The sequence below is a fragment of the Pseudomonas sp. BMS12 genome (genome assembly GCF_001592875.1).
Lineage (GTDB): Bacteria > Pseudomonadota > Gammaproteobacteria > Pseudomonadales > Pseudomonadaceae > Aquipseudomonas.
This window is the reverse complement of the sequence record NZ_LSOF01000009.1, coordinates 92,737-111,328: the sequence shown is the minus strand read 5'-3', so window position 1 is coordinate 111,328 and position 18,592 is coordinate 92,737. Positions and strand designations below refer to the sequence as shown.

Annotated in this window: 27 protein-coding genes and 1 pseudogene; 1 reads left to right on the top strand and 27 read right to left on the bottom strand. The window is 51.8% G+C overall.

What is annotated here, in order from left to right; genetic code table 11:
* Positions 1-150: 150 nt before the first annotated feature.
* The 13 genes and pseudogenes from AYB31_RS21475 to AYB31_RS09575 all read right to left on the bottom strand — a co-directional run bounded on the left by AYB31_RS21475 (position 151) and on the right by AYB31_RS09575 (position 8,239).
* The gene (locus AYB31_RS21475) at positions 151-876 is read right to left on the bottom strand and encodes a hypothetical protein (RefSeq protein WP_153020691.1); all 726 of its coding nucleotides are present in this window, start codon (positions 874-876) and stop codon (positions 151-153) included.
* Between the two features lie 44 nt (positions 877-920).
* The gene (locus AYB31_RS22010; RefSeq protein WP_236715529.1) at positions 921-1,505 is read right to left on the bottom strand and encodes a tyrosine-type recombinase/integrase; all 585 of its coding nucleotides are present in this window, start codon (positions 1,503-1,505) and stop codon (positions 921-923) included.
* A 21-nt stretch (positions 1,506-1,526) separates the two neighbouring features.
* Positions 1,527-1,934 (bottom strand): phage integrase, encoded by a 408-nt coding sequence (locus AYB31_RS22005; protein WP_236715528.1) that lies wholly within the window; start codon positions 1,932-1,934, stop codon positions 1,527-1,529.
* On the bottom strand, positions 1,931-3,211 hold the full coding sequence (locus tag AYB31_RS09615; protein WP_068828073.1) for a hypothetical protein: 1,281 nt from the start codon (positions 3,209-3,211) through the stop codon (positions 1,931-1,933). Before AYB31_RS09615 ends, AYB31_RS22005 begins: the two co-directional genes overlap by 4 nt.
* A 148-nt stretch (positions 3,212-3,359) precedes the next feature.
* Positions 3,360-4,544 (bottom strand): zonular occludens toxin domain-containing protein, encoded by a 1,185-nt coding sequence (locus tag AYB31_RS09610; protein ID WP_068828072.1) that lies wholly within the window; start codon positions 4,542-4,544, stop codon positions 3,360-3,362.
* Positions 4,545-4,557: 13 nt separating this feature from the next.
* On the bottom strand, positions 4,558-4,887 hold the full coding sequence (locus AYB31_RS09605) for a DUF2523 domain-containing protein (protein WP_068828070.1): 330 nt from the start codon (positions 4,885-4,887) through the stop codon (positions 4,558-4,560).
* Positions 4,888-6,069 (bottom strand): virulence factor TspB C-terminal domain-related protein, encoded by a 1,182-nt coding sequence (locus AYB31_RS21830; RefSeq protein WP_236715527.1) that lies wholly within the window; start codon positions 6,067-6,069, stop codon positions 4,888-4,890.
* Positions 6,070-6,222: 153 nt separating this feature from the next.
* Entirely contained in the window at positions 6,223-6,441 is a 219-nt protein-coding gene (locus AYB31_RS09595) for a major capsid protein (RefSeq protein ID WP_082805261.1), read from the bottom strand.
* A 5-nt stretch (positions 6,442-6,446) separates the two neighbouring features.
* Positions 6,447-6,665: a hypothetical protein gene (locus AYB31_RS09590; protein ID WP_068828068.1), complete on the bottom strand. Its 219-nt coding sequence runs from the start codon at positions 6,663-6,665 to the stop codon at positions 6,447-6,449.
* A gap of 183 nt (positions 6,666-6,848) precedes the next feature.
* A complete protein-coding gene (locus tag AYB31_RS09585) occupies positions 6,849-7,151 on the bottom strand; it encodes a hypothetical protein (RefSeq protein ID WP_442961802.1) in 303 nt (100 codons plus the stop codon).
* A gap of 417 nt (positions 7,152-7,568) precedes the next feature.
* Positions 7,569-7,859 (bottom strand): lysogeny maintenance protein PflM, encoded by a 291-nt coding sequence (gene pflM, locus AYB31_RS22000; protein ID WP_236715535.1) that lies wholly within the window; start codon positions 7,857-7,859, stop codon positions 7,569-7,571.
* 22 nt (positions 7,860-7,881) lie between these two features.
* Positions 7,882-8,007 (bottom strand): annotated as a pseudogene (locus AYB31_RS22120) (Arc family DNA-binding protein); the annotation flags it as partial.
* 10 nt (positions 8,008-8,017) lie between these two features.
* A complete protein-coding gene (locus tag AYB31_RS09575; RefSeq protein WP_068828065.1) occupies positions 8,018-8,239 on the bottom strand; it encodes a hypothetical protein in 222 nt (73 codons plus the stop codon).
* A 486-nt stretch (positions 8,240-8,725) separates the two neighbouring features.
* On the opposite strand from AYB31_RS09575, the gene AYB31_RS21470 reads away from it, so the two are divergent.
* Positions 8,726-9,265 (top strand): hypothetical protein, encoded by a 540-nt coding sequence (locus tag AYB31_RS21470; RefSeq protein ID WP_153020690.1) that lies wholly within the window; start codon positions 8,726-8,728, stop codon positions 9,263-9,265.
* A gap of 482 nt (positions 9,266-9,747) precedes the next feature.
* Here AYB31_RS21470 and AYB31_RS09565 read toward each other — a convergent pair whose 3' ends face one another.
* The 14 genes from AYB31_RS09565 to AYB31_RS21710 all read right to left on the bottom strand — a co-directional run.
* Complete coding sequence (locus AYB31_RS09565) at positions 9,748-10,092, bottom strand: hypothetical protein (RefSeq protein ID WP_068828062.1); 345 nt, start codon at positions 10,090-10,092, stop codon at positions 9,748-9,750.
* A gap of 95 nt (positions 10,093-10,187) precedes the next feature.
* Positions 10,188-10,577, bottom strand: coding sequence for a hypothetical protein (locus AYB31_RS21465; protein ID WP_153020689.1), 390 nt, complete (start codon positions 10,575-10,577; stop codon positions 10,188-10,190).
* 877 nt (positions 10,578-11,454) lie between these two features.
* Positions 11,455-11,871 (bottom strand): HEAT repeat domain-containing protein, encoded by a 417-nt coding sequence (locus AYB31_RS21460; RefSeq protein WP_153020688.1) that lies wholly within the window; start codon positions 11,869-11,871, stop codon positions 11,455-11,457.
* Between the two features lie 81 nt (positions 11,872-11,952).
* Positions 11,953-12,294 (bottom strand): hypothetical protein, encoded by a 342-nt coding sequence (locus AYB31_RS09560; RefSeq protein WP_153020687.1) that lies wholly within the window; start codon positions 12,292-12,294, stop codon positions 11,953-11,955.
* 83 nt (positions 12,295-12,377) lie between these two features.
* Positions 12,378-12,740: a hypothetical protein gene (locus tag AYB31_RS21455; RefSeq protein WP_161489378.1), complete on the bottom strand. Its 363-nt coding sequence runs from the start codon at positions 12,738-12,740 to the stop codon at positions 12,378-12,380.
* Between the two features lie 94 nt (positions 12,741-12,834).
* A complete protein-coding gene (locus AYB31_RS09555) occupies positions 12,835-13,518 on the bottom strand; it encodes a DUF4145 domain-containing protein (RefSeq protein WP_068828059.1) in 684 nt (227 codons plus the stop codon).
* Between the two features lie 151 nt (positions 13,519-13,669).
* Complete coding sequence (locus AYB31_RS21450; RefSeq protein WP_153020685.1) at positions 13,670-13,915, bottom strand: hypothetical protein; 246 nt, start codon at positions 13,913-13,915, stop codon at positions 13,670-13,672.
* A 478-nt stretch (positions 13,916-14,393) separates the two neighbouring features.
* Positions 14,394-14,666 (bottom strand): hypothetical protein, encoded by a 273-nt coding sequence (locus tag AYB31_RS21445; RefSeq protein ID WP_153020684.1) that lies wholly within the window; start codon positions 14,664-14,666, stop codon positions 14,394-14,396.
* A gap of 88 nt (positions 14,667-14,754) precedes the next feature.
* Positions 14,755-15,546: an FRG domain-containing protein gene (locus AYB31_RS21105; protein ID WP_153020683.1), complete on the bottom strand. Its 792-nt coding sequence runs from the start codon at positions 15,544-15,546 to the stop codon at positions 14,755-14,757.
* A gap of 86 nt (positions 15,547-15,632) precedes the next feature.
* On the bottom strand, positions 15,633-16,151 hold the full coding sequence (locus tag AYB31_RS21440) for a hypothetical protein (RefSeq protein WP_153020682.1): 519 nt from the start codon (positions 16,149-16,151) through the stop codon (positions 15,633-15,635).
* A 463-nt stretch (positions 16,152-16,614) separates the two neighbouring features.
* The gene (locus AYB31_RS09550; RefSeq protein ID WP_068828056.1) at positions 16,615-17,082 is read right to left on the bottom strand and encodes a tetratricopeptide repeat protein; all 468 of its coding nucleotides are present in this window, start codon (positions 17,080-17,082) and stop codon (positions 16,615-16,617) included.
* Between the two features lie 82 nt (positions 17,083-17,164).
* The gene (locus AYB31_RS21430; RefSeq protein ID WP_153020680.1) at positions 17,165-17,689 is read right to left on the bottom strand and encodes a DUF6714 family protein; all 525 of its coding nucleotides are present in this window, start codon (positions 17,687-17,689) and stop codon (positions 17,165-17,167) included.
* Between the two features lie 100 nt (positions 17,690-17,789).
* Positions 17,790-18,110: a hypothetical protein gene (locus AYB31_RS21425; RefSeq protein WP_153020679.1), complete on the bottom strand. Its 321-nt coding sequence runs from the start codon at positions 18,108-18,110 to the stop codon at positions 17,790-17,792.
* A 105-nt stretch (positions 18,111-18,215) separates the two neighbouring features.
* Positions 18,216-18,592: hypothetical protein (locus AYB31_RS21710; protein WP_236715526.1), on the bottom strand; the 377-nt coding region annotated here is incomplete at its 5' end.

The window sequence follows — 18,592 nt, the reverse complement described above, 5'->3', positions numbered from 1 at the left end:
CCGGCAAGTCACAGCAGCTCGACGAAAGCCCCGAAAATAGGAAGCACGAAGAGCGACCATGCCAGCGATTGACTACTGATTGCCTACAGCATGACCACACCGCAGAGATACCTAACAAGGCACAGGCTGTCGGCCTTGAAGGCTGTAGGGTTAGGACGCAGTTTGAGAAATCATGATTTCTGAAGTCGAATGACCATTCCATTCAATGGAGTACGTGTAAGTGAATTCTTGAAAAAAGCGATTTTTGCAGGAGATTTGAATAGACAGGTTTTTTAGTGTTTCGCCACTTTGGATGTGGAAAGGCATGGTGGCATCGACACCCTCTACCAGAGTTTTTGCATCGTAAATCTTCTCAGCTTTACCATTAGGCCTCACAAGTTCGACAACAAGGCTAGAAATTGTAGAGCCAATGTTTGAAATACTGAGCGAGAAAGACCGGCCACCTGACGCGGTCAAAAAACTAGGCCTACAGGTCAGAATTACTCTCGGGCGTGCAGCATCTTCTTGGACAATTCTTTCCCGTTCCCATACAAGTCTCTCCGCCGCAACCTGCTCTTTCGATACCTCTACCAGCGCCCGTTGCTGCTCAACAGAGTTCTTCAACTCCTCAGCTTGCAGAGCAAGTGTGTTGGTACTTAATCGAAGCTCCTCTCCTTGCTGAAGATAACCCAAGATAAGCCATAAAAAAGCGAGTGGCGCGAACACGCCAGCAAAAAAGTCACCCCACTCATTAGGCATCAATCCAGACAGCTTATCGGCTTGGTGAATAAGAGGGACAGTCATTGCTAGCAGCCATGCGATACTGATAGTGATACCGATTGAAAATTTCCTATTAGATATAGTCTTTTGCGGCTTATTAGTTTTATTGCTTTCCATATGGATTAACTCGACATGTGCAAAGGAAGTAAGTCGGAAATAGGTTATGGGGTGATAGGCGTTGTGTCTATCAGCCGATCAGCCGAAATAGCAGAAGATGAAAGCGACAGCGGATTCAGGGTCAAAGCCTTATCCAAGTGCTCAGGTGCAAGGTGCGCGTAAATCATCGTTGTGGTGATATCGGCATGCCCGAGAATGTCTTTCAAGGTGCGCAGATCACCGCCAGCCATGACGAAGTGTGAAGCGAAGGTATGCCGCAGGATGTGGGTTAGCTGGCCCGGCGTAGTGAACCCGCAACGGGCATAGCAACGCTCATAAGCGCCCCGAGCAGGGCCAAACAGCCGTTCAGTTGGTAGCGCCACCGACAAGGCCTCAGCGATCAAAGCGGGATCAACTGGCACTGTGCGATTCCGGCCGTTCTTGGTCGCTGTGAAAACGATCCGATCACTCAGCACCTGTGAGCGGCGAAGTCGCTCAGCCTCTGACCATCGAGCACCGGTAGCTAATGCAATCTTGGCAATGACTTGGACGTAGGGGTTTTGCGACTTGCCCAACTCGGTCAGCAGCTGCTGTATCTGCTCGAAGGTCAGGAAGGCCAGTGCTTTCTGATCGACCTTGAATAGCCGCATACCATGCAGCGGGTTCGGCGCTTAGTAGTGGCCCTGGCGGGCCAGCTCAGCGAACACTGACGAAACGTAAATGTGTTCAATGTTGATGGTAGAGCGCTCAGCCGTTTTCAGCCGTTCTGTGCGATAGCGTGACCATGTGGCCGTGGTGAAGTCGCAGGCGCGAGGGTTGCCCAGCCGCTCGGTGATCTGTTTCAGGGCGGTATAGCGTCTGGTTCCGTTTTTCAGGGTAACGCCGTGCACCTGATACCAGAGATCAACCAGATCACCGAATCGCTCTAGAGAGCGGGCAGGGGAGGCCACAAAATCCCGCTCGAAGCGCTGTGCATGAGCCTTGCTGGCGAAGCCACCACGACGCACCCGCTGACTACCGCGACCATCGACATAGAAGTCCACCGACCACTTGCCGTCAGGCTGCTTTTTCACGGTCATATAGCGCGCCCCCAACGAACATGGCGTTCTTCAAGTAGCGCTTTGATGTGCTTGTAGAGGTCACGCTCGCCCATGCCCTTGTCGGCGTAGTGATCCCGAATCACCGGCCAGCATTCCCAATCCGTCAAACGCCTAAAGGCTGTTTTGGCGCCTACCCGCTCCCTTGCTAGCAGGCTGACGAAGTTTCCCAGGAACAGCTCGACGTTCTTTCCTGAGAATCCCCGAGAGGTCTTGTATAGGCGCTTGTAGTCGGTTTCGTCGATGAGTGAATCGACGGGAAGGTCTACCCGCACATCATCACGAATCAGCGTCCAGATCGGCTCATAGACGCCAGGGCGGGAGAGGTATTTGAACTGGCTCAGGCCATAGCGCCACAGGCCGTCCAAGTGGCCAGCGAATGCGGCAAACGAGGTGGTATCAATGGTCGCCCCGGTGTTGATATCGACGGAGCCGCTAGCGAATTGCTGGACGATGGAATGGTGATAGCGCAGCTCAATACGCCAGACGGTTTGCTCTGGATCGTAGTTGCCCGGGTCGCTCTCATCGAAACTGTCCCGACGACGCCAGACACCTTCCCAGTAGTCGAGCTTATCGGATGCCCTGGCCTGCTCGGTCTTGTTGTACAGACACAACTGGATGCCGTTGGCAGAGCCAAACATGGAGGTTTCGCCACGTCCGTAGGTGCTGGACTTGGTAGCCCACTCAATCTGATTAATGCCGGAAATGTCCCGGTGCGTACGCGCGCGGCAATGCATGCGTGCCACCAGATCGGCAGGCGGTTGCCAGCCCTGCAGGTCTAGCGCGATGTGGACGGCGCATTGGTTCAGCTCAACATGGCTGAGGATTTCACTGGCATAGAAGTCGAGCCGAGCCTGGAGGCGTTCAGGGCTCAGGGCGTCGATTGCGTGGGGAGATACTTCGATTTTCAGATGGGGGCCGATGGCGTCGATTTTGGCGTTGAAGTTCTTCACCAGCAGGACGAAACCCAGGTCGGCATTTTGGAGCTTGTACTGGTAGCCAGAGTCACGACCAACGCGACCGGCATGCCAGCGCTGGCCAGCGAAATCGACAATGGTGCCGGGGGTTTCAAACAGTTCCAGCACCTGTGGGCGGATCAGCCCACGGTAAAGCTGGCGGACGGTATCGACACCACAGCGCAGAACACGAACGCCGGTGAGGTCGGTCAGCTGTGCGGTATCAGGGTCAACGAACAAAAGCCCCTTACCGTCTTCCAGGCCGGTGATGGGGTCTAGACGATGATGGTCTACCAGCTTCATGAGATTCCCTTTTCGAGATTGTTAGACTTTGCGTGCTGTTTAGAGGGGTTTATCTGACGTGTTACAGGGGCGTCCCCGCGTGCGCTTTAGCGCGCAGGCGCCCGGCGCTCTGCGCGCTTAAAGCGCCACTGGCTATGCCGACCCCTGCTCACCACAGGAAGCGGCCTTTCTCGTAAGGCACAACCACCACAGTGGTTCCCTTCGGGGCGTTCTCTACGGCCTGGGAAACGGCTTGTTCCAGGCCGGGAGGCGGCGCATTGCGGTTGTATTGGGCGTTGTTCTGCTGCGGCTGCGGGTCGGGCTTGGCCGCATCGAAGTAACCGTGCTGGACGGTGTTTTTGCAGAAGTTGAAGGTTGTGTTGTAGTGCGTGCCTTGCTGGGTGTAGCACTCGCAGATGGTGGCTTTACCGGCAGCGCGGACGACCCGGAAGCGCCTTTGATTACGTTCGACATAGCCCTCGTCCGAGCTCATGAAGCAGGACAACTTGGGGTAGGTCTGCGGCTGGGTCAGCTCGTCATAGATCGGCGCCGAGCTGGGCAAGTCGGGTATGCGCGGGGTGCGCTGGATCAGGTAGGTTTCTATCGTCTGCGGCTCTTTCTTGGTCAGGGCCGAAGCCGGATTGATGAAGGAGCCGACACCCTCTTTCACCTGCTCCACGACGCTGGGCGCGTCAGCAGCATCGAGCTTTTCGGCGCGGGCCTCTTCGTACCTGGTGTAAGCGCGAAACACCATGAAGCCAGCCGCGACCAGGGCCAGCACAGCCAGAATCATTTTCTTCGGGGCTTTGAACTGGAAATGATGCTGGGCGTTAGTGCTGGTGTAGACGCCGAAGTACTTCTTATCGAGGCGAACGGTTTTCTTGTCGGCATCCTTGAAGCTGCTTTTCACTTCGACCTTTTCGATCACCGCCTCTGATTCGAAACGCAGCAGCTGGGAGGACTTGAAGACCCGCCAGTAGTGGACATGGCCATTGCACAGGCGGCGCAGGTGAACATCGAGGTAGCGCGGGTCCTGGGTGATCAGATGCACTTCGAAGCCGTTGTGACGCATGGTCTCGAAGCGGGTGATGTGCTCCGGTGGCCGTGCCCGTGGGTCACGCTGGCCAAACCAGCCTTGGGCCTCATCCACCACGACGATGGAATCATTCGGCAGCTCGTGCCAGAGGTGCGGGTCTTCGAAGGCAAACCAGCTGGCTTTAAGCAGCTCCGGTTTCAGGCCGTTGATGTTGAAGTAGTAGACGGTGCGGCCTTCGGCATGGGCCTTTTCATCGACTTCGCGGATGGTGTTAAGGGTCTTGCCGTGGCCGGGCTTACCGGTGCGGATATAGAGCATCGTCTGGCCCTCCCTACGCTTCTATGGAGGTGCCGCCCGGCTTGCGCCAGACCTGTGCCCGGCGACGATCTTGGGCCTTGTTGATCCCGGCCAGGACAAAGCGTGTCGTGACCGCGGCGAAGTAGATGTTGATCGCTACATCGACCTTGGCCAGCCCGAGGATCTGCTGAATATCCATCGAGGTGCTGCTGATGCGGCTGGTGACGTATTCCATGGCCACATCGAGCAGGGCGTTGTAGCCGACATACGAGACAAAGCCGATGCCGATGACGCGGAATATCCAGCCAATGAGCGGCTGGATCATCAGGAAAACGAACTGGGCAATCCATATCCAGACAGGCATTTACTCACCTCCCGAGGCGCGGCCTATGTAGATGGCAAAGAACACCCCGGCAGCGGCCACGATCAGATACGAAAGGTCGCTGGCGAACTGGCACAGGGGTTCAAAGGAAAATTCGAAGGTGCGACCACCACCGGTCGTCAGGGAAAAGGTTTTGGGCTGCGGGCAGCCGCTGGCCGGAAGAAAGCGGGTGCCTTCGTTGAACAGGCCGGTCACGTCGACTTCTTCGTCTTCTTCGGGTTGGAAGTCTTCGTTGCTCAGGAAGTCTTCGAGGCCGTCTTTCTGCTCGGGAAAGTCGAAGCGGTCGATTTCATCGCAGCGCTGATCTTTCTGGAGCTTGAGGATCGAGCACTGAACCGAATCACCGGAACAAGACAGCGTTTCGTCACAGCCAAGACCGCTGGCGGCGTTATCGCCGGTGCCGTCACCATCGCCGCCGCCGTTGTCCCCACCGTTATCGCCGCCGTTATCACCCCCATTGTCGCCACCATTGTCACCACCGCCGTTGTCGCCGCCGCCGTTATCGCCGCCGCCTGGGTCAGTGGGGTCTGTTGGGTCGGTCGGATCGGTGGGGTCTGTTGGGTCGGTGGGATCAGTCGGGTCGGTTGGATCGGTGCAGCCTTCGCCCTGGGGATTGGCCTCACAAGGGTCGGTGTCGGGATCAGGGGCGGTATCGTTGCCTTCGGAATATTGGCCAGTGTTGCAGGCCTCGCCATCGAGACTGGCCACACCGTGGCAGATGCCGGTAGTAGCGCCTTCGGAAACAGGCTGGCATTCAGAGGTGCCCAACGGGACGCGGCAGCCTTCGCGGCAGACGTATTCAATCGTGCCGAGGCCATCGAGATCGGGGCGCAGGATTGACCAGGTGATTGATGTGCCGGCCTGGCAGACATAAGTCCCTATCTGGCAAGTCGCGCCAGTAGAGACACAGGCGTAGAGGCCGCTCGAAACAGCACCAGTAGAGTTCAGCTTGCGAGTGAATTTGCAGCTGCTCGAAGAAAAAGAAGCAGCCGTAATGGTGTAGTTAGGCATCAACGCCTGAGCATCAGGAATAGCCGCTTCACAGGCGGCGTCAGGCGTGACGAAGTATTCATCGGGCCTGTGTGCAAGGGTGTAACCGGTCCCAGCGCGAGCCGCAAAACTAAGGACAGTGAGACAGAAGAAGGCGATCAGGCGTAGGCGCATAGTCACACCCGCCCGAAGAACACCGCCCACAGAGCAGCGGCAGTGATGATGAGAACAAACCATTCTTGAGACATACGGGGCGCTTCCAGCTGGATAAGAAAACCCCGCCGGAGCGGGGTTGTTCTTGCCCGGCACGGGACGTGTCGAGCAGGCTTACAGGGCGCGACGCATGTAGCCGAAGGCGGCCGCAGCGACGATGACGGCGAACACCGCCCAACCGATGGTGTTCACGTCACCCTTGGCGGTATCCAGGGCATCGGTGGCTTCGGCAGGGACTGCGGCATACACGGCATTGCCGAAGGCCAGAGCAGCGGTGGAAACGCCGCCAACCAGCAGGCGGGTACGGGTGAAAACGCTGTTGTGTTGTTGCATGGTGATTACCTCTGTTTCAGTGCTTTTTTCAGGACGAGGAAGCCGAACGCCAGAGCGAACAGAATCACGATTTCCCCTCGAAGCTCGGCCACGTCATCCCAGGTCAGGGCAGCCCCGTAGAGGGACTGCATTTCCTGTTGGGTCAGGCTGATCAGCGTCCCGGTGCAGATGGGTTCACCACCGGCACCGGCACTCCAATCGCCGTCACACGCCAGGAAATTCATTGGGGGCTCAGGCAGCGCGGGCAGGCTTTAATCAGCAGCCAGTAGCGCTCGGGAGCGCAGTTGCGGCAGTGATTGCAGAAAATCCGAACCATCGGAGCCGCCCTCTAATCAGGACTTGGCAGCGTCAGCCGGAGCCGAGGCGCTGGGCTTGGTCGGGGTGGCTTGTTGGGTCGGGCGCTGGGTCTATTCGCGGGGCTTTACGGGCTCGATATGCAGGCAAAGATTGTTGCCCTTCTGCTTACCAGCCCGAGCAATCTCAAAAGAGATGCGCACCATCTCCAGCGGGGCCAGTTGGGCACCGGCTGCGAAGACTTCATCGGCGACCTCTGGGGGAACGTCCATGCTGACAATGGAAAGGCCGTTTTCGGTGATGCCGTCCGGCTCATCGCCGTAGAAGACTTTGACGATTTTCACTTCGCCGCCGTTGTTGCTGAATGCCAGCTTCTGAGTGCTCAGGAATGCGACTTCCATAATGGAACGTGCCATTTGTATTTCCTCGCTTGTGGTGCGCCTGATTGCGCGGTTTACCTTTCAGCAGGCCGAGCGAGTCCACACGGGCGAACTTTCAGTTTTTCGCCCGAGGGGTTTCTCGGTTTGCTGGGGTTATTGCTTGGCCGATGCGCTGGCCGTTACTGCGTCAAACACCAAGGGCCACGGCCCTTGTCATCCCGTGTCGCCACCGTCGCCAGCGACTGGCGGGCCAGTCCCTGACGCCGGAGGCGATGGCTTTTCAACAGCGGGGGCTGTCGGTTGGGGGCATGTGATCTGTGCGCTATGCAGCTCCAGCCCGAACTGGAGAATTTGCGGTAGCCCGAAGAGCACAAAGAACACGACCAGGGCGGGCCAAATGATTTCTAGGAAGAAGACTTGGCTCGGGGTGGATTGGGGCTGTTCAGACATAACTCAGCCCTCCAGCTCGAACGGCTCCCGAATCGGCACGAAGGGCGTCGGATTGCCCGTGTCGTAGATAACGTGCCAGTACTTCGGGGGCCGGGGTGGTGGCGTGTGTTTCTCGCAGATAAAAGCCGGTGTCGCTTTCCAGACGCCATTTACCTTGGCAACCGACGCGGGGCGGCATTGGTCGCAGGGTGTGGACTGGCAAGGAGCGGATACCACCGGAACGCGACGGGACCAGCACACAGAGCAGTCGCAGGACTCGGGGTGCGGCTGGTGTAGATACCGATTGAGGCTCATTGGCTGGCACCTCGCTGGCGAAGCTCTGTTCCAGGCGGAAAACGAGTTCGGCGTTCAGAGAACGGCGGGCATCTTCGGCGGCCTGCTTGACCTGAGAGTGCAGGGCGGAGGGCATGCGCAGTTTGAATTGAGAGGCTGTGCGGCTCATTTCGGCGGCCTCAGCTGTAGTCGCCGGGCAGGAACTCGGTCTTGCCAGCTACGAGGTCTTGGATGATCTGGTAGACATTGACCAGCGAGTGACGGCCTACCTTGACGGTAGGCAGGGTGGATTGGTTGCACATGCCCAGGACAACGGAGCTGCCTTTGACTTCCAGGCCGGTGAGACGCGAGAACTCTTCGCGGGTGCAGATTGGGGGAAGGACTACGAAAACATTGCTCATTTGCTGATCTCTCCCTGTATTTGTGCGCCTGCCATAGCCGGTAAGCATCACAATGTCTGATAATCTCTAACTAGCTTCGCGTGACGTAATATTCGTCAGACAGGGAAAGAATACATGACGAAAAATACGACAGGTAGAAATATTCGTCATTTTTGAGAACTTTTAAGAATATGGAAGAACGCCTAAGAGAGGTTGTTCGTTATATCGGGCCGTCCACCCTGGCAAAGAAGACAGGGATAACGGAGCGCCGCCGATGGCAGACCGTTGCCACAGATATGAGGACGAAAGCCCGGCTAGAGGATTTCTCTGAGCTGATAAAGGCGTATCCCGAGTACGAGCTATACATCGTGCACGGTCAGATAGACCTGAGCCGGGGCCAGATCAGCCCTGGGTACACCGAAGCGGATCGAAAATTGGAAGAACGGCAAGCGGGCGGCAATTAACAGCGGAAGTGGCCCGGCGGTGGTTCAGCAAGGAGAGCCAGAGATGAGAGCAGACTGGGACGATGCCCCGAGCTACATCAAGAAAAAGTCAAACGACACACTGCGCATAGGTTTTGCGTTCTTAGCAGGGTGTGCAGTTACCGCCGGAGCCTTGTTCTTAGGCTCTAAACAGCTAGAGAAAAATCTCGCCCCAGCTCCTCCGGTTTCTCAGGTTCAGCAGCATCAAGCGCAAGGTGCAGTCGTGCGGCTTTCCACCAATATTCAGCCAGATAGGCGGGTCGAGGAAGAGAAGGCCAGGGCGCTAGCTAACTACTACACAAACAAGAAGCAGCAAAGCGAAGTACCGAGTTTCCATGATGGAAACTACACGCCGCGAGGCGCTACGAATGTTGTTCCGTTTGAAAGGCCGACAGAGCAACCCAAAAGAAATGGAGTTCAGGTTGTAGTCGTAAAGGAAGCGCCAAGAGCGGAGGATCGGTGTAACCAGTGGTATCGCGCAGGAAGCCTTGAGCTTAGGGAATGCCGCATGAAGGTGGATTTGGATGATAGAAACCGAAGCTACAGCGGTAACAGAAACCCTTGAACTCCACATTAGTTACTAACGATTAAGCTAACGGGCAGACAAAAGCGCAGCTTTTGGCTGTCCGGCGAACGAAGTGAGCGACGTTGAGCGCATTGTTATGCATGCTTTGGCTCCTTTGCTTTTTTAACAAGCTGTGTGATGGTGATTGTAATTGCACTTACTGCAATTAAGCTTGCCAGAAGGAAAGTGAAAAATAGCTTAATCGTTTCTGCTCTATCGTCATGGAAATTAGCTGCCCATGCGTAAATTCCCCACAAAGTTTCGCAGTGTGTTGTGGCGCAGCTGCATGCGCACGAACACTCAGTTGTGCTTAGTGCTAGCAGGGTAATCAAAAAACTAATGGTTGCAATTGTTGTCGCAAGAGTTTTGGTCATGAGCTTTGTATGCATAACGGTTAAGCTAACGGGCGGCCAAAAGCGTAGCTTTTGGACGTCCGGCGAACGAAGTGAGCAGCGTTGAGCGTATTGTTAGGTGCAACCACACTAAGCTCCTTTCTTTTTATTGGAACCATATTCTCTTTGATGCTCTAGCTCTGTATCAAAGAAAGCATCTATATATTCCTCGGGCTCAAGGTTGCTGTCGCGTAGCAAAGAGAAAATTTCAACGCCGTTGCCAGGTAACGGCTCGAATAGTGCGTAAGCCTGCGAGTAGCCCAAGAACTCCATATCGTCAGATGCATAAATTTCTGCTTCTTGCTCTGCGAGCTCAATGGCCTGATCCAGGCTTTCAGCCTGCCATAAGGTTATGCGCTCCTCGTATGTATGCTTCGCTTTTTGCCTTTGCCGAGGCTCCCAGCGGAAAATACACCTGACAGAATACGAGTCCATGTAGTTGCACCTAACGTTTGGTTAAGGGGCCGGCTTTAGCCGGTCCCGAGTGAGCGAAGCGAGCGACTTGAACCATTTGTTAGAGCTCGCTGCCCTCAACCTGATATGTCGCTTTGCATTAATAGAATGAGTATGCCGGCTGGTAATAGAATAGCCATACCTATGATCCAAAGAGTAAAAAATGGTGCAGCAATTGTGAGCGCTGCCAGATTCCAGTAATACTTAATCTTTGATGCGATACTATCTCCAAGTGGCTCTGGCTTTTTTGAATAAAGCTGTGTGAGCAGGGATAGACCAAAGCAAAACATGCCTGTGATCAGCGATATCCATGTAAATAAGAATAGAATTCGGCTGAAAGTTTCAAGCGATGCAGCGACCGCAAAAAGTGAGAGCCCAAATACGAGGCTAAAAAAGCTCAAGGCTATAATTTTTCGCCGTACTGGCCTGAGAAGCTTGGCTGCTTGCATGAGTAGCATTGGAGTCATGTTGGCTCTAACGTTTGGTTAAGGGGCGGCCGCGAGCGTAGCTTGCGGACGTCCGAGTGAGCGAAGCGAACGACTTGAACCAATTGTTAGACGCCTACACACTGCCGTGAAAATATGAACTATAACTGTGCCCGGTAATTCTAGCTTTTTTTAGCGATACGATAAGAGTCACCATCTTCGCTCCCAAGGTAGTTTCCACCGTAGGCATTGCCTTTGTCTTTTGAGAATTTCCGGCCCTCGAAATAACAAGTGGCGAAGCTTGTGGTGAATTCAGCCTCTCCATATTCGATGGTGTGCCACGGATATTGGTACTTACCATCAAATGTAAGGCGCGCCACAGATACTCTAATTTTTCGCTTAGCTGGCATAGGTGTCTAACGATTAAGCTAACGGGCAGACAAAAGCGTAGCTTTTGGCTGTCCAGCGAACGAAGTGAGCGGCAGTTGAGCGCATTGTTATGCGCTAAAACGCTGAATGAGTTTCTTTGCTCTGATGGCTACGAATGTGGCGAGCATGAAATTTATTCCTAGGCCAGTTGATAAGGCTATGCAGGTAATGAACGTTCTGCTGGTTTGACCAAATAGCTCGAATGCTTCGCGATGCAATGAAAATACGATGGTTGACCAAGGGTAGGCTAGGGCCGATAAAAACAAGCCTGGAATGTTTAGGTCTTGAGACCAGCCCCAACCGTAAATACGTAATGTCCACCATAACGCTTGGTAGATTGCGAAGATACCGAATCCTACAAGGAACGAGGTTTTGTATGCTTTGCGTATTTTCATTAGTGCATAACGGACAGGTTAAGGGGCGGACGCAAGCGTAGCTTGCGGACGTCCGGAGTGAGCGAAGCGAACGACCTTGAACCGTTTGTTAGGCGTCATGGCGCTATCCCGCTTTCGGCTTCTGTAAGTTCATGTAGACCTTCCCATACCATATGGTGGTGCTCTGCCAAGAGCATATTTTGGTCATATTTATTCAGCTGCGCCCTGATTCGCCGGATGGCGCCTGCTGAGTTGGCTGATTCTCCGAGTATGCTGCAGGCACCAGTAGAAACCTCATAGTTTCCGGTCAGAGCTAAATCTACTACTACCTCTAGATAAGCCTCGCAGTTGAATGCGCCTAATGCATAAACCAGTGTGCCGCGATGGTTGGCGTTCTCGGGCTTAGAGATAGCTCGGAGAAGTGGCTCGACTGCACGTTCATCAAGCGCATCCATCAAGGCTAAAGCTGCTTTATCTCGAATAGAGGAGTTCGAAGACTCGAGGTCTTGGATCAGTGCTTGGACTTCGCGCATATCTTAGTGATGCCTAACGTTTGGTTAAGGGGCGGGCTTTAGCCCGTCCCAGTGAGCGAAGCGAACGGTTTGAACCAATTGTTAGGCGCTCTCACTGCCTGGCTTATTTTTCTTTGCTGCTTCTAACCACTCTTTAGCTCTTTGTTTGCCTGCGGCTACCTGCTCAGGGTCACGCTTCTCTACCTCTTGGGGAGGTGAGATGTCGTCTGCCTCTGCTTGAATAACGCGGAATGAGATTGCCTGACCATCCTGAATGTCAGGGAGTTGCCAGCGCCAGACCTCTTCATCGCTGCTAGCGTGTGCCCAGGCACGCATGTAATTTTCCTGAACATTAGCCAGCTGGACGCTTGCAGGGCCGCCATCTGGAGCCTGAAGCAACATTACTCGCTTATCATCCAGTAGTACTTCAATTGCACGTTTCATTTGGTGCCTAACGTTTGGTTAAGGGGCCGGCTTTAGCCGGTCCCGAGCGAGCGAAGCGAGTGACTTGAACCAGTAGTTAGGTTTCATTCCCCAACGTTTCCTGGGCCTATGTGTCTATGCGGACTGCACTTGTTGAAATGAATATCTGGTGCTGATTTAGCATAAAAAAGATATATTTCCCCAGTGATAACAGCCTTCCAGCAGGTGCTTGCGGATGTGCTGGAAATCACTCTTTCTATTTTGTTTGGTTGCCCTTTCAGGGTTTCTAATATTTTTAGTTTAGATATTACTGATTCTGTTTCATCGCTATGCACAGTGCTCTGGCTGGTAATTTGTGCTGTGAAAACTATTTCTGATTCGGCATATGCGGTTTCAGCATTAAATTTCTTGCAGCCGCATGCGTAGGAGTTAGTGATAAGTATCAATAGTGCGATGAATGTAAGCACGCGCATGCTGATGTGAACCTAACGTTTGGTTAAGGGGCCGGCTTTAGCCGGTCCCGAGTGAGCGAAGCGAAAGACTTGAACCATTTGTTAGCCGTTATTTGAGCACGTGCGCAACCTTGTGAGGGATTATGTATGTACCGTCTAACATGTGCTCGATTATTTGGATGGCTAGCGACAGTTGTTGTTGGTTGTGTTTTTTTACTTCGTGAGCTGCGTCGTTGCCGAGCACTCTAAGTTTGTGCAGAGTTTCAACTCCCTCTTTTGTGACGATGCCTTGTTCTTGTAGGGAGTTTATTTTGTTGTAAAGATCTTTTCCTGCGGCGTTAAGGTCTTTGCATATTGTCTCAATTAGAGCTCTAATCCCTATGCCGGCAAGGATGTTCTGCTCATTCTCAATTGCAAGAATTGTTTCTTTGTAGATGTCTTGAACGTTCAGTGGTAGCAGATAGCTGTCAATGGCTTTTAATCCTGCTGACCGGCCTGGGTAAAACTTTATTGTCTCAATGTCATATCTGGTGTTGCTTTCATGGTCATAATCATAGTCTTCAGAGTTTGTTGACTCGACCCTGAAAGATACTGCCTCGCACCCTTGGCATTGAATAATTTGGTTGGCCTCATTCCAGTCGTAGCTATTTCCACGGCCACAGTCTTGGCTGCCGCTTTCTTTGTAAGCGGCAACGATAATATGCGTTGTTTCTCTGCTGCATTCTCGGCAGATAAATTTGTATTTTCCAGGAACGTTGCTTTCTAGCAGGAATGTTCTTTCTATGTTTCCCATGGGGAGTCCTGGCAATAATGGCTAACGTTTGGTTAAGGGGCCGGCTTTAGCCGGTCCCGCAGTGAGCGAAGCGAACGGCTTGAACCAATTGTTAGAGCTGCTCGGTTTCACATGTGAGCGCTGATGCAGCACTAAACTCTGTCTTCAAATTTTATTTATTAGGGTGGATGTAAAAGCTCTGCAACTCCAATGGTGCAATTTCTGGATGACTTTTAAATATAGGATTCAAAATTTCAGTAAGAATGGCGCCCATTATTGCACCTGCCGCACGACAGTATTCTTGGGATTCAAGCTCTGAACTCTGTTGGTGAACAATAGCGATCGTTTCGTCTATTCGCCCGCTAACCTCAAGCAGTATTCTTGAGATTTCTACTGCTAATCCATGGTCATTGATCACGATTTGCTCCTGGGGCTCTAACGTTTGGTTAAGGGGCGGGCTTTAGCCCGTCCCGAGTGAGCGAAGCGAACGGCTTGAACCACTAGTTAGGTGTGCGTTTACGCCGACCATATTTTTTCTGCAGATTTTTCCATTGCATATGTTCGTGCCACCGCAACCAGAGGCAAATGGCAATAGCGACGGCGCACGCCATTATGAAAGCAAGAAATCCATACCAATTAAACTGTACTAGCCAGAAAGTTCGATAAGTTTCTAGCCCTTTTCCAGCGATAACCATATTGATAGCTGTATAGGTCATGTGGATTAGCCATAAGATGCCAGCTAGGCCAAAAATGGAAATGCCATATGTTATCAAGTTACTACTGGTGTTTACCTGGCTAGGTTTCGCAGGTTCTTCCATGAGTGCACCTAACGTTTGGTTAAGGGGCCGGCTTTAGCCGGTCCCGCAGTGAGCGAAGCGAACGACTTGAACCATTTGTTAGGCATCTGGCGCTAATGCCCGCATTTTGTACTTTTTGCGAGGCTCAGGAACTTGACCTTCTGACACTTGCTTAAATTCGACAATATCATCTGCGCTGACAGGGTATTGAAGCCAGTCAATCATGTATCGATCTTCGCCTTCTAGGCACACAGCATTGGCGAAAATTTCGCTTTGCTCTGCAGTGACCATGACGGAAAGGTGCATATTCTGAACATTCGGGTGGCCAAATATCCCTAAAGATATTCCGTTTATGAATATTTGGTAGTACATGTTTTGTATGCCTAACGATTAAGCTAAGGGGCGGCGGAACGCCGTCCCAGCGAACGAAGTGAGCGCTTTGAGCGCATTGTTAGAAGTATTAGTAACCTTCGACCTCTAGAGTTTGATTGCAAAAAATGGATGCCCCTTCTAAGTCTGGAAATAATGTGGAGGCGTTGACATTCATCCGGTTTAGATATTTTAAGCAGCTCTCTAGATTGCTATTCGGAATATTGATCTTGATTAAGTCCATGTGCTTGGATTTTGGTTTAAATTTAATGATCCAGGACTCAAGATCTAAATTATTCGGGCCTCGCGTGAATAAACCTCTCTGGCTAACTAATCTGGAGTTTTCATCGCTTAGTGGTCGTACTATTTTTACAGTGGGCTTTTGGCTGTTAATGAGCTCTATTGGCTCGAATGAATTAACGATGTCATTGATCTCAGCTATTGTTTCTTGTGAAATACAAAAAACTGACAGCTGCTTAGTTTTTAATTTGATAGCCTCTGAGGCTGCAAAGTATAGAGCGACAAATGGAGACTCGCTCCAATCCAGTAGCGGGGTTCTTAAGCCATGATGCTGGCCTAGAGCCCACCAGTCATTTTCCCCTTCGATGTTTGGTGGGTTATTTCCTCTTCTTCCCCGAGTTGAAAACTTAAAGCTTTCTAAGTGTTGCGCCCTTTTGTTTGACTCTGGCTCCTTGATGAACCTGTCTAGCGTGGGTTCTAGTAGCCATAGTTTGTTGCCGTGGCCTCTATATATATATGAGGAGTAATCCAACATCTCCTGGCTGATATAGTCGGAAAAGTATTTCCAGGATGAAAGGGTAACCTCAACTATTCCGCAGCCATCTTTAGCTATCCGTGTGTCCCAGCGCTTTGTTCTCGGCACAATATATCCTGTACTTCTAACGTTTGGTTAAGGGGCCGGCTTTAGCCGGTCCCGCAGTGAGCGAAGCGAACGACTTGAACCATTTGTTAGGTCCATTTTTCCAGATAGTGTATTCCGCATTCTTGTGCAAAAGGTTTTATGATTTTTGCGGCCGATGGGTCCCTAAGATAAAAAACATTTGTGTCATCCCAGCTTTCGAAGAATACGGCATTGATTTCTGGGATTACGATCCTAAAAAAACAACTGCTAGAGTGGCAGATTGTTGGGGTCAAATAATCGTGGGCAGCTTTTGTGGATGTGAAGTGGCGGAATAAGGGGTGGCAAGATCTCCACTTGCCATTGAGCTTAAAATTGAATATCTCGAATTCGGATGCAATTTTTTTACTAAAGATGTGTAGCGCGTTATTTCTCTGCTTTTGAATTTCAGCAGGAACATTTTCAAGAAGTTCCCTTGCCTCTTTTCTGTCAAGCCAATGGTCAAAAACACTCACTGCCCCATAGGTGTAGGCTTGCGTTTCCTCTACGCATTGGAGCTTGTAAAGGTCAGGAAACTGAGCGGTCAGCTCTATTTGCTTGGCTTTATCAGCGTTTTTGAAGCGGCGCATTCTCAGTGGACCTAACGATTAAGCTAAGGGGCCGGCTTCGCCGGTCCCAGCGAGTGAAACGAGCGATTTGAGCGCCTTGTTAGGCACTCCCCTGATCGTGGTTTTTGTACCAATGCTCTACGCTTTTTAGTGCTTTTTCAAAGCACTCTTTGCATGTATTAGTTTGTTGGCATTGATATGAAGGTGCCTTGCCGCAGTAAGTGCAACTTTGCATGCTTGTTTCATGTTTTGCGTGGAGTTTATCTAGTGCTGTTCTAATGCAGTTTTCACAAGCATAGCCATTTAGACCGTGCACTGTTGGTCCGCCGCAACTACTAATCCGTAGTGTGCATGGCCGCTTGCACGATTCTTCAAAGGATACTCGTTGTCTTTCCATGACTGTCTAACGATTAAGCTAACGGGCGGCCAAAAGCGCAGCTTTTGGACGTCCAGCGAACGGAGTGAGCGGCAGTTGAGCGCATTGTTATATGATGCCTCGCAGCTCGGATAGTAACTCTTGTGCTTCTTCAATGTCGGCCTCGCACATATTGCTACTGGTGATGGCGAGGTTTAAGTACTCAATCGCTCTTTCTTCTTCTTTGGGGCTTACCATGTAGAGCTTGGCTAACTCCAAAGCGCCGCTACCGTCTCCAGCCTCAATGGCTCGCTCAAACCAATATTTGGCTTTTCTGATGTTGCCTTTTACTCGGTAAGAAATACCTAGATTGACGAGTGCGGTTATTTCACCACCCTCTATTGCTTTAAGCTCCCACTCAATAGCTTTGTCATAGTCGCAATTGACCCCTTCGCCACATGTGTACATTGATGCCACACGTGTCATACAGGATGTACTTCCTTTCTCTGCTGCCTGCATGAAGGCTGAGAACGCACCTACAAAATCACCTTTCTCGTAGAGTTCATCGCCTTTTAGGAAGAGCTCGTCAGCGTCCATGTTCTGTCTTCATATAACGTTTGGTTAAGGGGCCGGCTTTAGCCGGTCCCGAGTGAGCGAAGCGAGCGACTTGAACCATTTGTTAGCTGTCCACCGCCCAAAATTCATTCTCTAGGGCTTCCTTTGCAAGTTCTGCTGCATGGTTATTGTAGAGCGGGCATGCCGCAACGTACTGTAGAAACTCACGGCAAACCCGTTTCTTCCCACCGTTAATTTTAGAGAATTTATCTCGCGAGTATTCCCTAAGTTCATCATCGTCGTCATTCAGCCTGAAGTGGATTATTACGCTCCAAGCACTAGAGCACTTTGGGTGATCAAATTGCTCTGGAAACCTAAGCAGAGCGACCATGTACGCAGGCAGATAAAACTCAACGCCGCTCGAATCTAGGTAGCAAAGCGAGTAATGCAGGCAATCTTTCAGGTGCTCCAGTGGAACATTCCACCATTCACCTATGTAATCCTTTTCAAGTGTAATTTTCCTCAATTCTGTTTCGTCAGAAATCCAATCATCCATCGCCATCGCCGCATACAGGCCGCAATGAGTTGGAAATGGAATGGAGCCAAATTCCTCATGTATTTGTCGAAGCAGGGCGGGCGCGTTGGTCATGATTTGGACAGCTAACGATTAAGCTAACGGGCGGACAAAAGCGCAGCTTTTGGACGTCCAGCGAACGAAGTGAGCGGCAGTTGAGCGCATTGTTAGAGGCTTACTCACTAGTTGGGTCGAAGAATAGTCCAAAGCCTTGCTCTAGGTAAGCAGCGACTTCGGCAACACTTTGCTTGTTTGGGAGGGTTACATTCTGCAGTTGAAGTGCCACGCCCCGACTGCTTGCGTTGTGAATTACATTCTCCACTTTAAGCAACGGATCAAAGCCTGCTCTTGAAGGGGGTATGGATTTGTTCGGGGCATTAAAGAACGAAATTGTCTCGCCTGCTCTAGGTAGCGTGTCGACCTCAATGCTTCCCGATATCACGCCTTCTGCCGATGGCGCAGAGGTGAAGATTGAGAAGTCTATGTCGATACGCATGAACTGAATAAGCCTCTAACGTTTGGTTAAGGGGCGGGCTTTAGCCCGTCCCAGAGAGCGAAGCGAACGGTTTGAACCAATTGTTATGTTCCTCACTGCACGAGGCTATTCAAGGAAATCGACAGGAACCGTTTTTATATACTCCTTTGCTTTGCTGATAAGCGCCGCCCATTCTGCTTGGGGCTTTTCAGTGGCGTCGTATTCAATAAGTGCGTTTTCAAGCAAGTCCGCTAAACCCCAAATGGCTCTTCTTTCTTCTTCTGAAAGACTTTCGTGTGACTGCAAGTCTGAGAATTTTTCAGACATGATTTCCCAGGCAAGCAGCAGGTGGCCGAGGGTTATTCTAATTGATATTTCTTTGGAGAAATCTTCAGCTTCCATTATGGAGATTCCTTGAAGAGGAACATAACGTTTGGCTAAGGGGCGGCCGCGAGCGTAGCTTGCGGACGTCCAAGTGAGCGGAGCGAACGACTTGAGACAAT

Bases quoted from the DNA above. Each gene is read 5' to 3' on its own strand.
- AYB31_RS21460 (WP_153020688.1), bottom strand. From the start codon at position 11,871: ATGCGCGAAGTCCAAGCACTGATCCAAGACCTCGAGTCTTCGAACTCC.
- pflM (WP_236715535.1), bottom strand. From the start codon at position 7,859: ATGAGCCTCAATCGGTATCTACACCAGCCGCACCCCGAGTCCTGCGAC.
- AYB31_RS21445 (WP_153020684.1), bottom strand. From the start codon at position 14,666: ATGTACTACCAAATATTCATAAACGGAATATCTTTAGGGATATTTGGC.
- AYB31_RS09595 (WP_082805261.1), bottom strand. From the start codon at position 6,441: ATGCAACAACACAACAGCGTTTTCACCCGTACCCGCCTGCTGGTTGGC.
- AYB31_RS21440 (WP_153020682.1), bottom strand. From the start codon at position 16,151: ATGCGCCGCTTCAAAAACGCTGATAAAGCCAAGCAAATAGAGCTGACC.
- AYB31_RS09610 (WP_068828072.1), bottom strand. From the start codon at position 4,544: ATGCTCTATATCCGCACCGGTAAGCCCGGCCACGGCAAGACCCTTAAC.
- AYB31_RS09565 (WP_068828062.1), bottom strand. From the start codon at position 10,092: ATGGACTCGTATTCTGTCAGGTGTATTTTCCGCTGGGAGCCTCGGCAA.
- AYB31_RS09560 (WP_153020687.1), bottom strand. From the start codon at position 12,294: ATGAAACGTGCAATTGAAGTACTACTGGATGATAAGCGAGTAATGTTG.
- AYB31_RS22005 (WP_236715528.1), bottom strand. From the start codon at position 1,934: ATGACCGTGAAAAAGCAGCCTGACGGCAAGTGGTCGGTGGACTTCTAT.
- AYB31_RS09555 (WP_068828059.1), bottom strand. From the start codon at position 13,518: ATGGGAAACATAGAAAGAACATTCCTGCTAGAAAGCAACGTTCCTGGA.
- AYB31_RS09585 (WP_442961802.1), bottom strand. From the start codon at position 7,151: ATGGCACGTTCCATTATGGAAGTCGCATTCCTGAGCACTCAGAAGCTG.
- AYB31_RS22010 (WP_236715529.1), bottom strand. From the start codon at position 1,505: ATGCGGCTATTCAAGGTCGATCAGAAAGCACTGGCCTTCCTGACCTTC.
- AYB31_RS09605 (WP_068828070.1), bottom strand. From the start codon at position 4,887: ATGCCTGTCTGGATATGGATTGCCCAGTTCGTTTTCCTGATGATCCAG.
- AYB31_RS09550 (WP_068828056.1), bottom strand. From the start codon at position 17,082: ATGGACGCTGACGAGCTCTTCCTAAAAGGCGATGAACTCTACGAGAAA.
- AYB31_RS09575 (WP_068828065.1), bottom strand. From the start codon at position 8,239: ATGAGCAATGTTTTCGTAGTCCTTCCCCCAATCTGCACCCGCGAAGAG.
- AYB31_RS21470 (WP_153020690.1), top strand. From the start codon at position 8,726: ATGAGAGCAGACTGGGACGATGCCCCGAGCTACATCAAGAAAAAGTCA.
- AYB31_RS09615 (WP_068828073.1), bottom strand. From the start codon at position 3,211: ATGAAGCTGGTAGACCATCATCGTCTAGACCCCATCACCGGCCTGGAA.
- AYB31_RS21475 (WP_153020691.1), bottom strand. From the start codon at position 876: ATGGAAAGCAATAAAACTAATAAGCCGCAAAAGACTATATCTAATAGG.
- AYB31_RS21430 (WP_153020680.1), bottom strand. From the start codon at position 17,689: ATGACCAACGCGCCCGCCCTGCTTCGACAAATACATGAGGAATTTGGC.
- AYB31_RS21425 (WP_153020679.1), bottom strand. From the start codon at position 18,110: ATGCGTATCGACATAGACTTCTCAATCTTCACCTCTGCGCCATCGGCA.
- AYB31_RS21465 (WP_153020689.1), bottom strand. From the start codon at position 10,577: ATGACTCCAATGCTACTCATGCAAGCAGCCAAGCTTCTCAGGCCAGTA.
- AYB31_RS09590 (WP_068828068.1), bottom strand. From the start codon at position 6,665: ATGAATTTCCTGGCGTGTGACGGCGATTGGAGTGCCGGTGCCGGTGGT.
- AYB31_RS21830 (WP_236715527.1), bottom strand. From the start codon at position 6,069: ATGCGCCTACGCCTGATCGCCTTCTTCTGTCTCACTGTCCTTAGTTTT.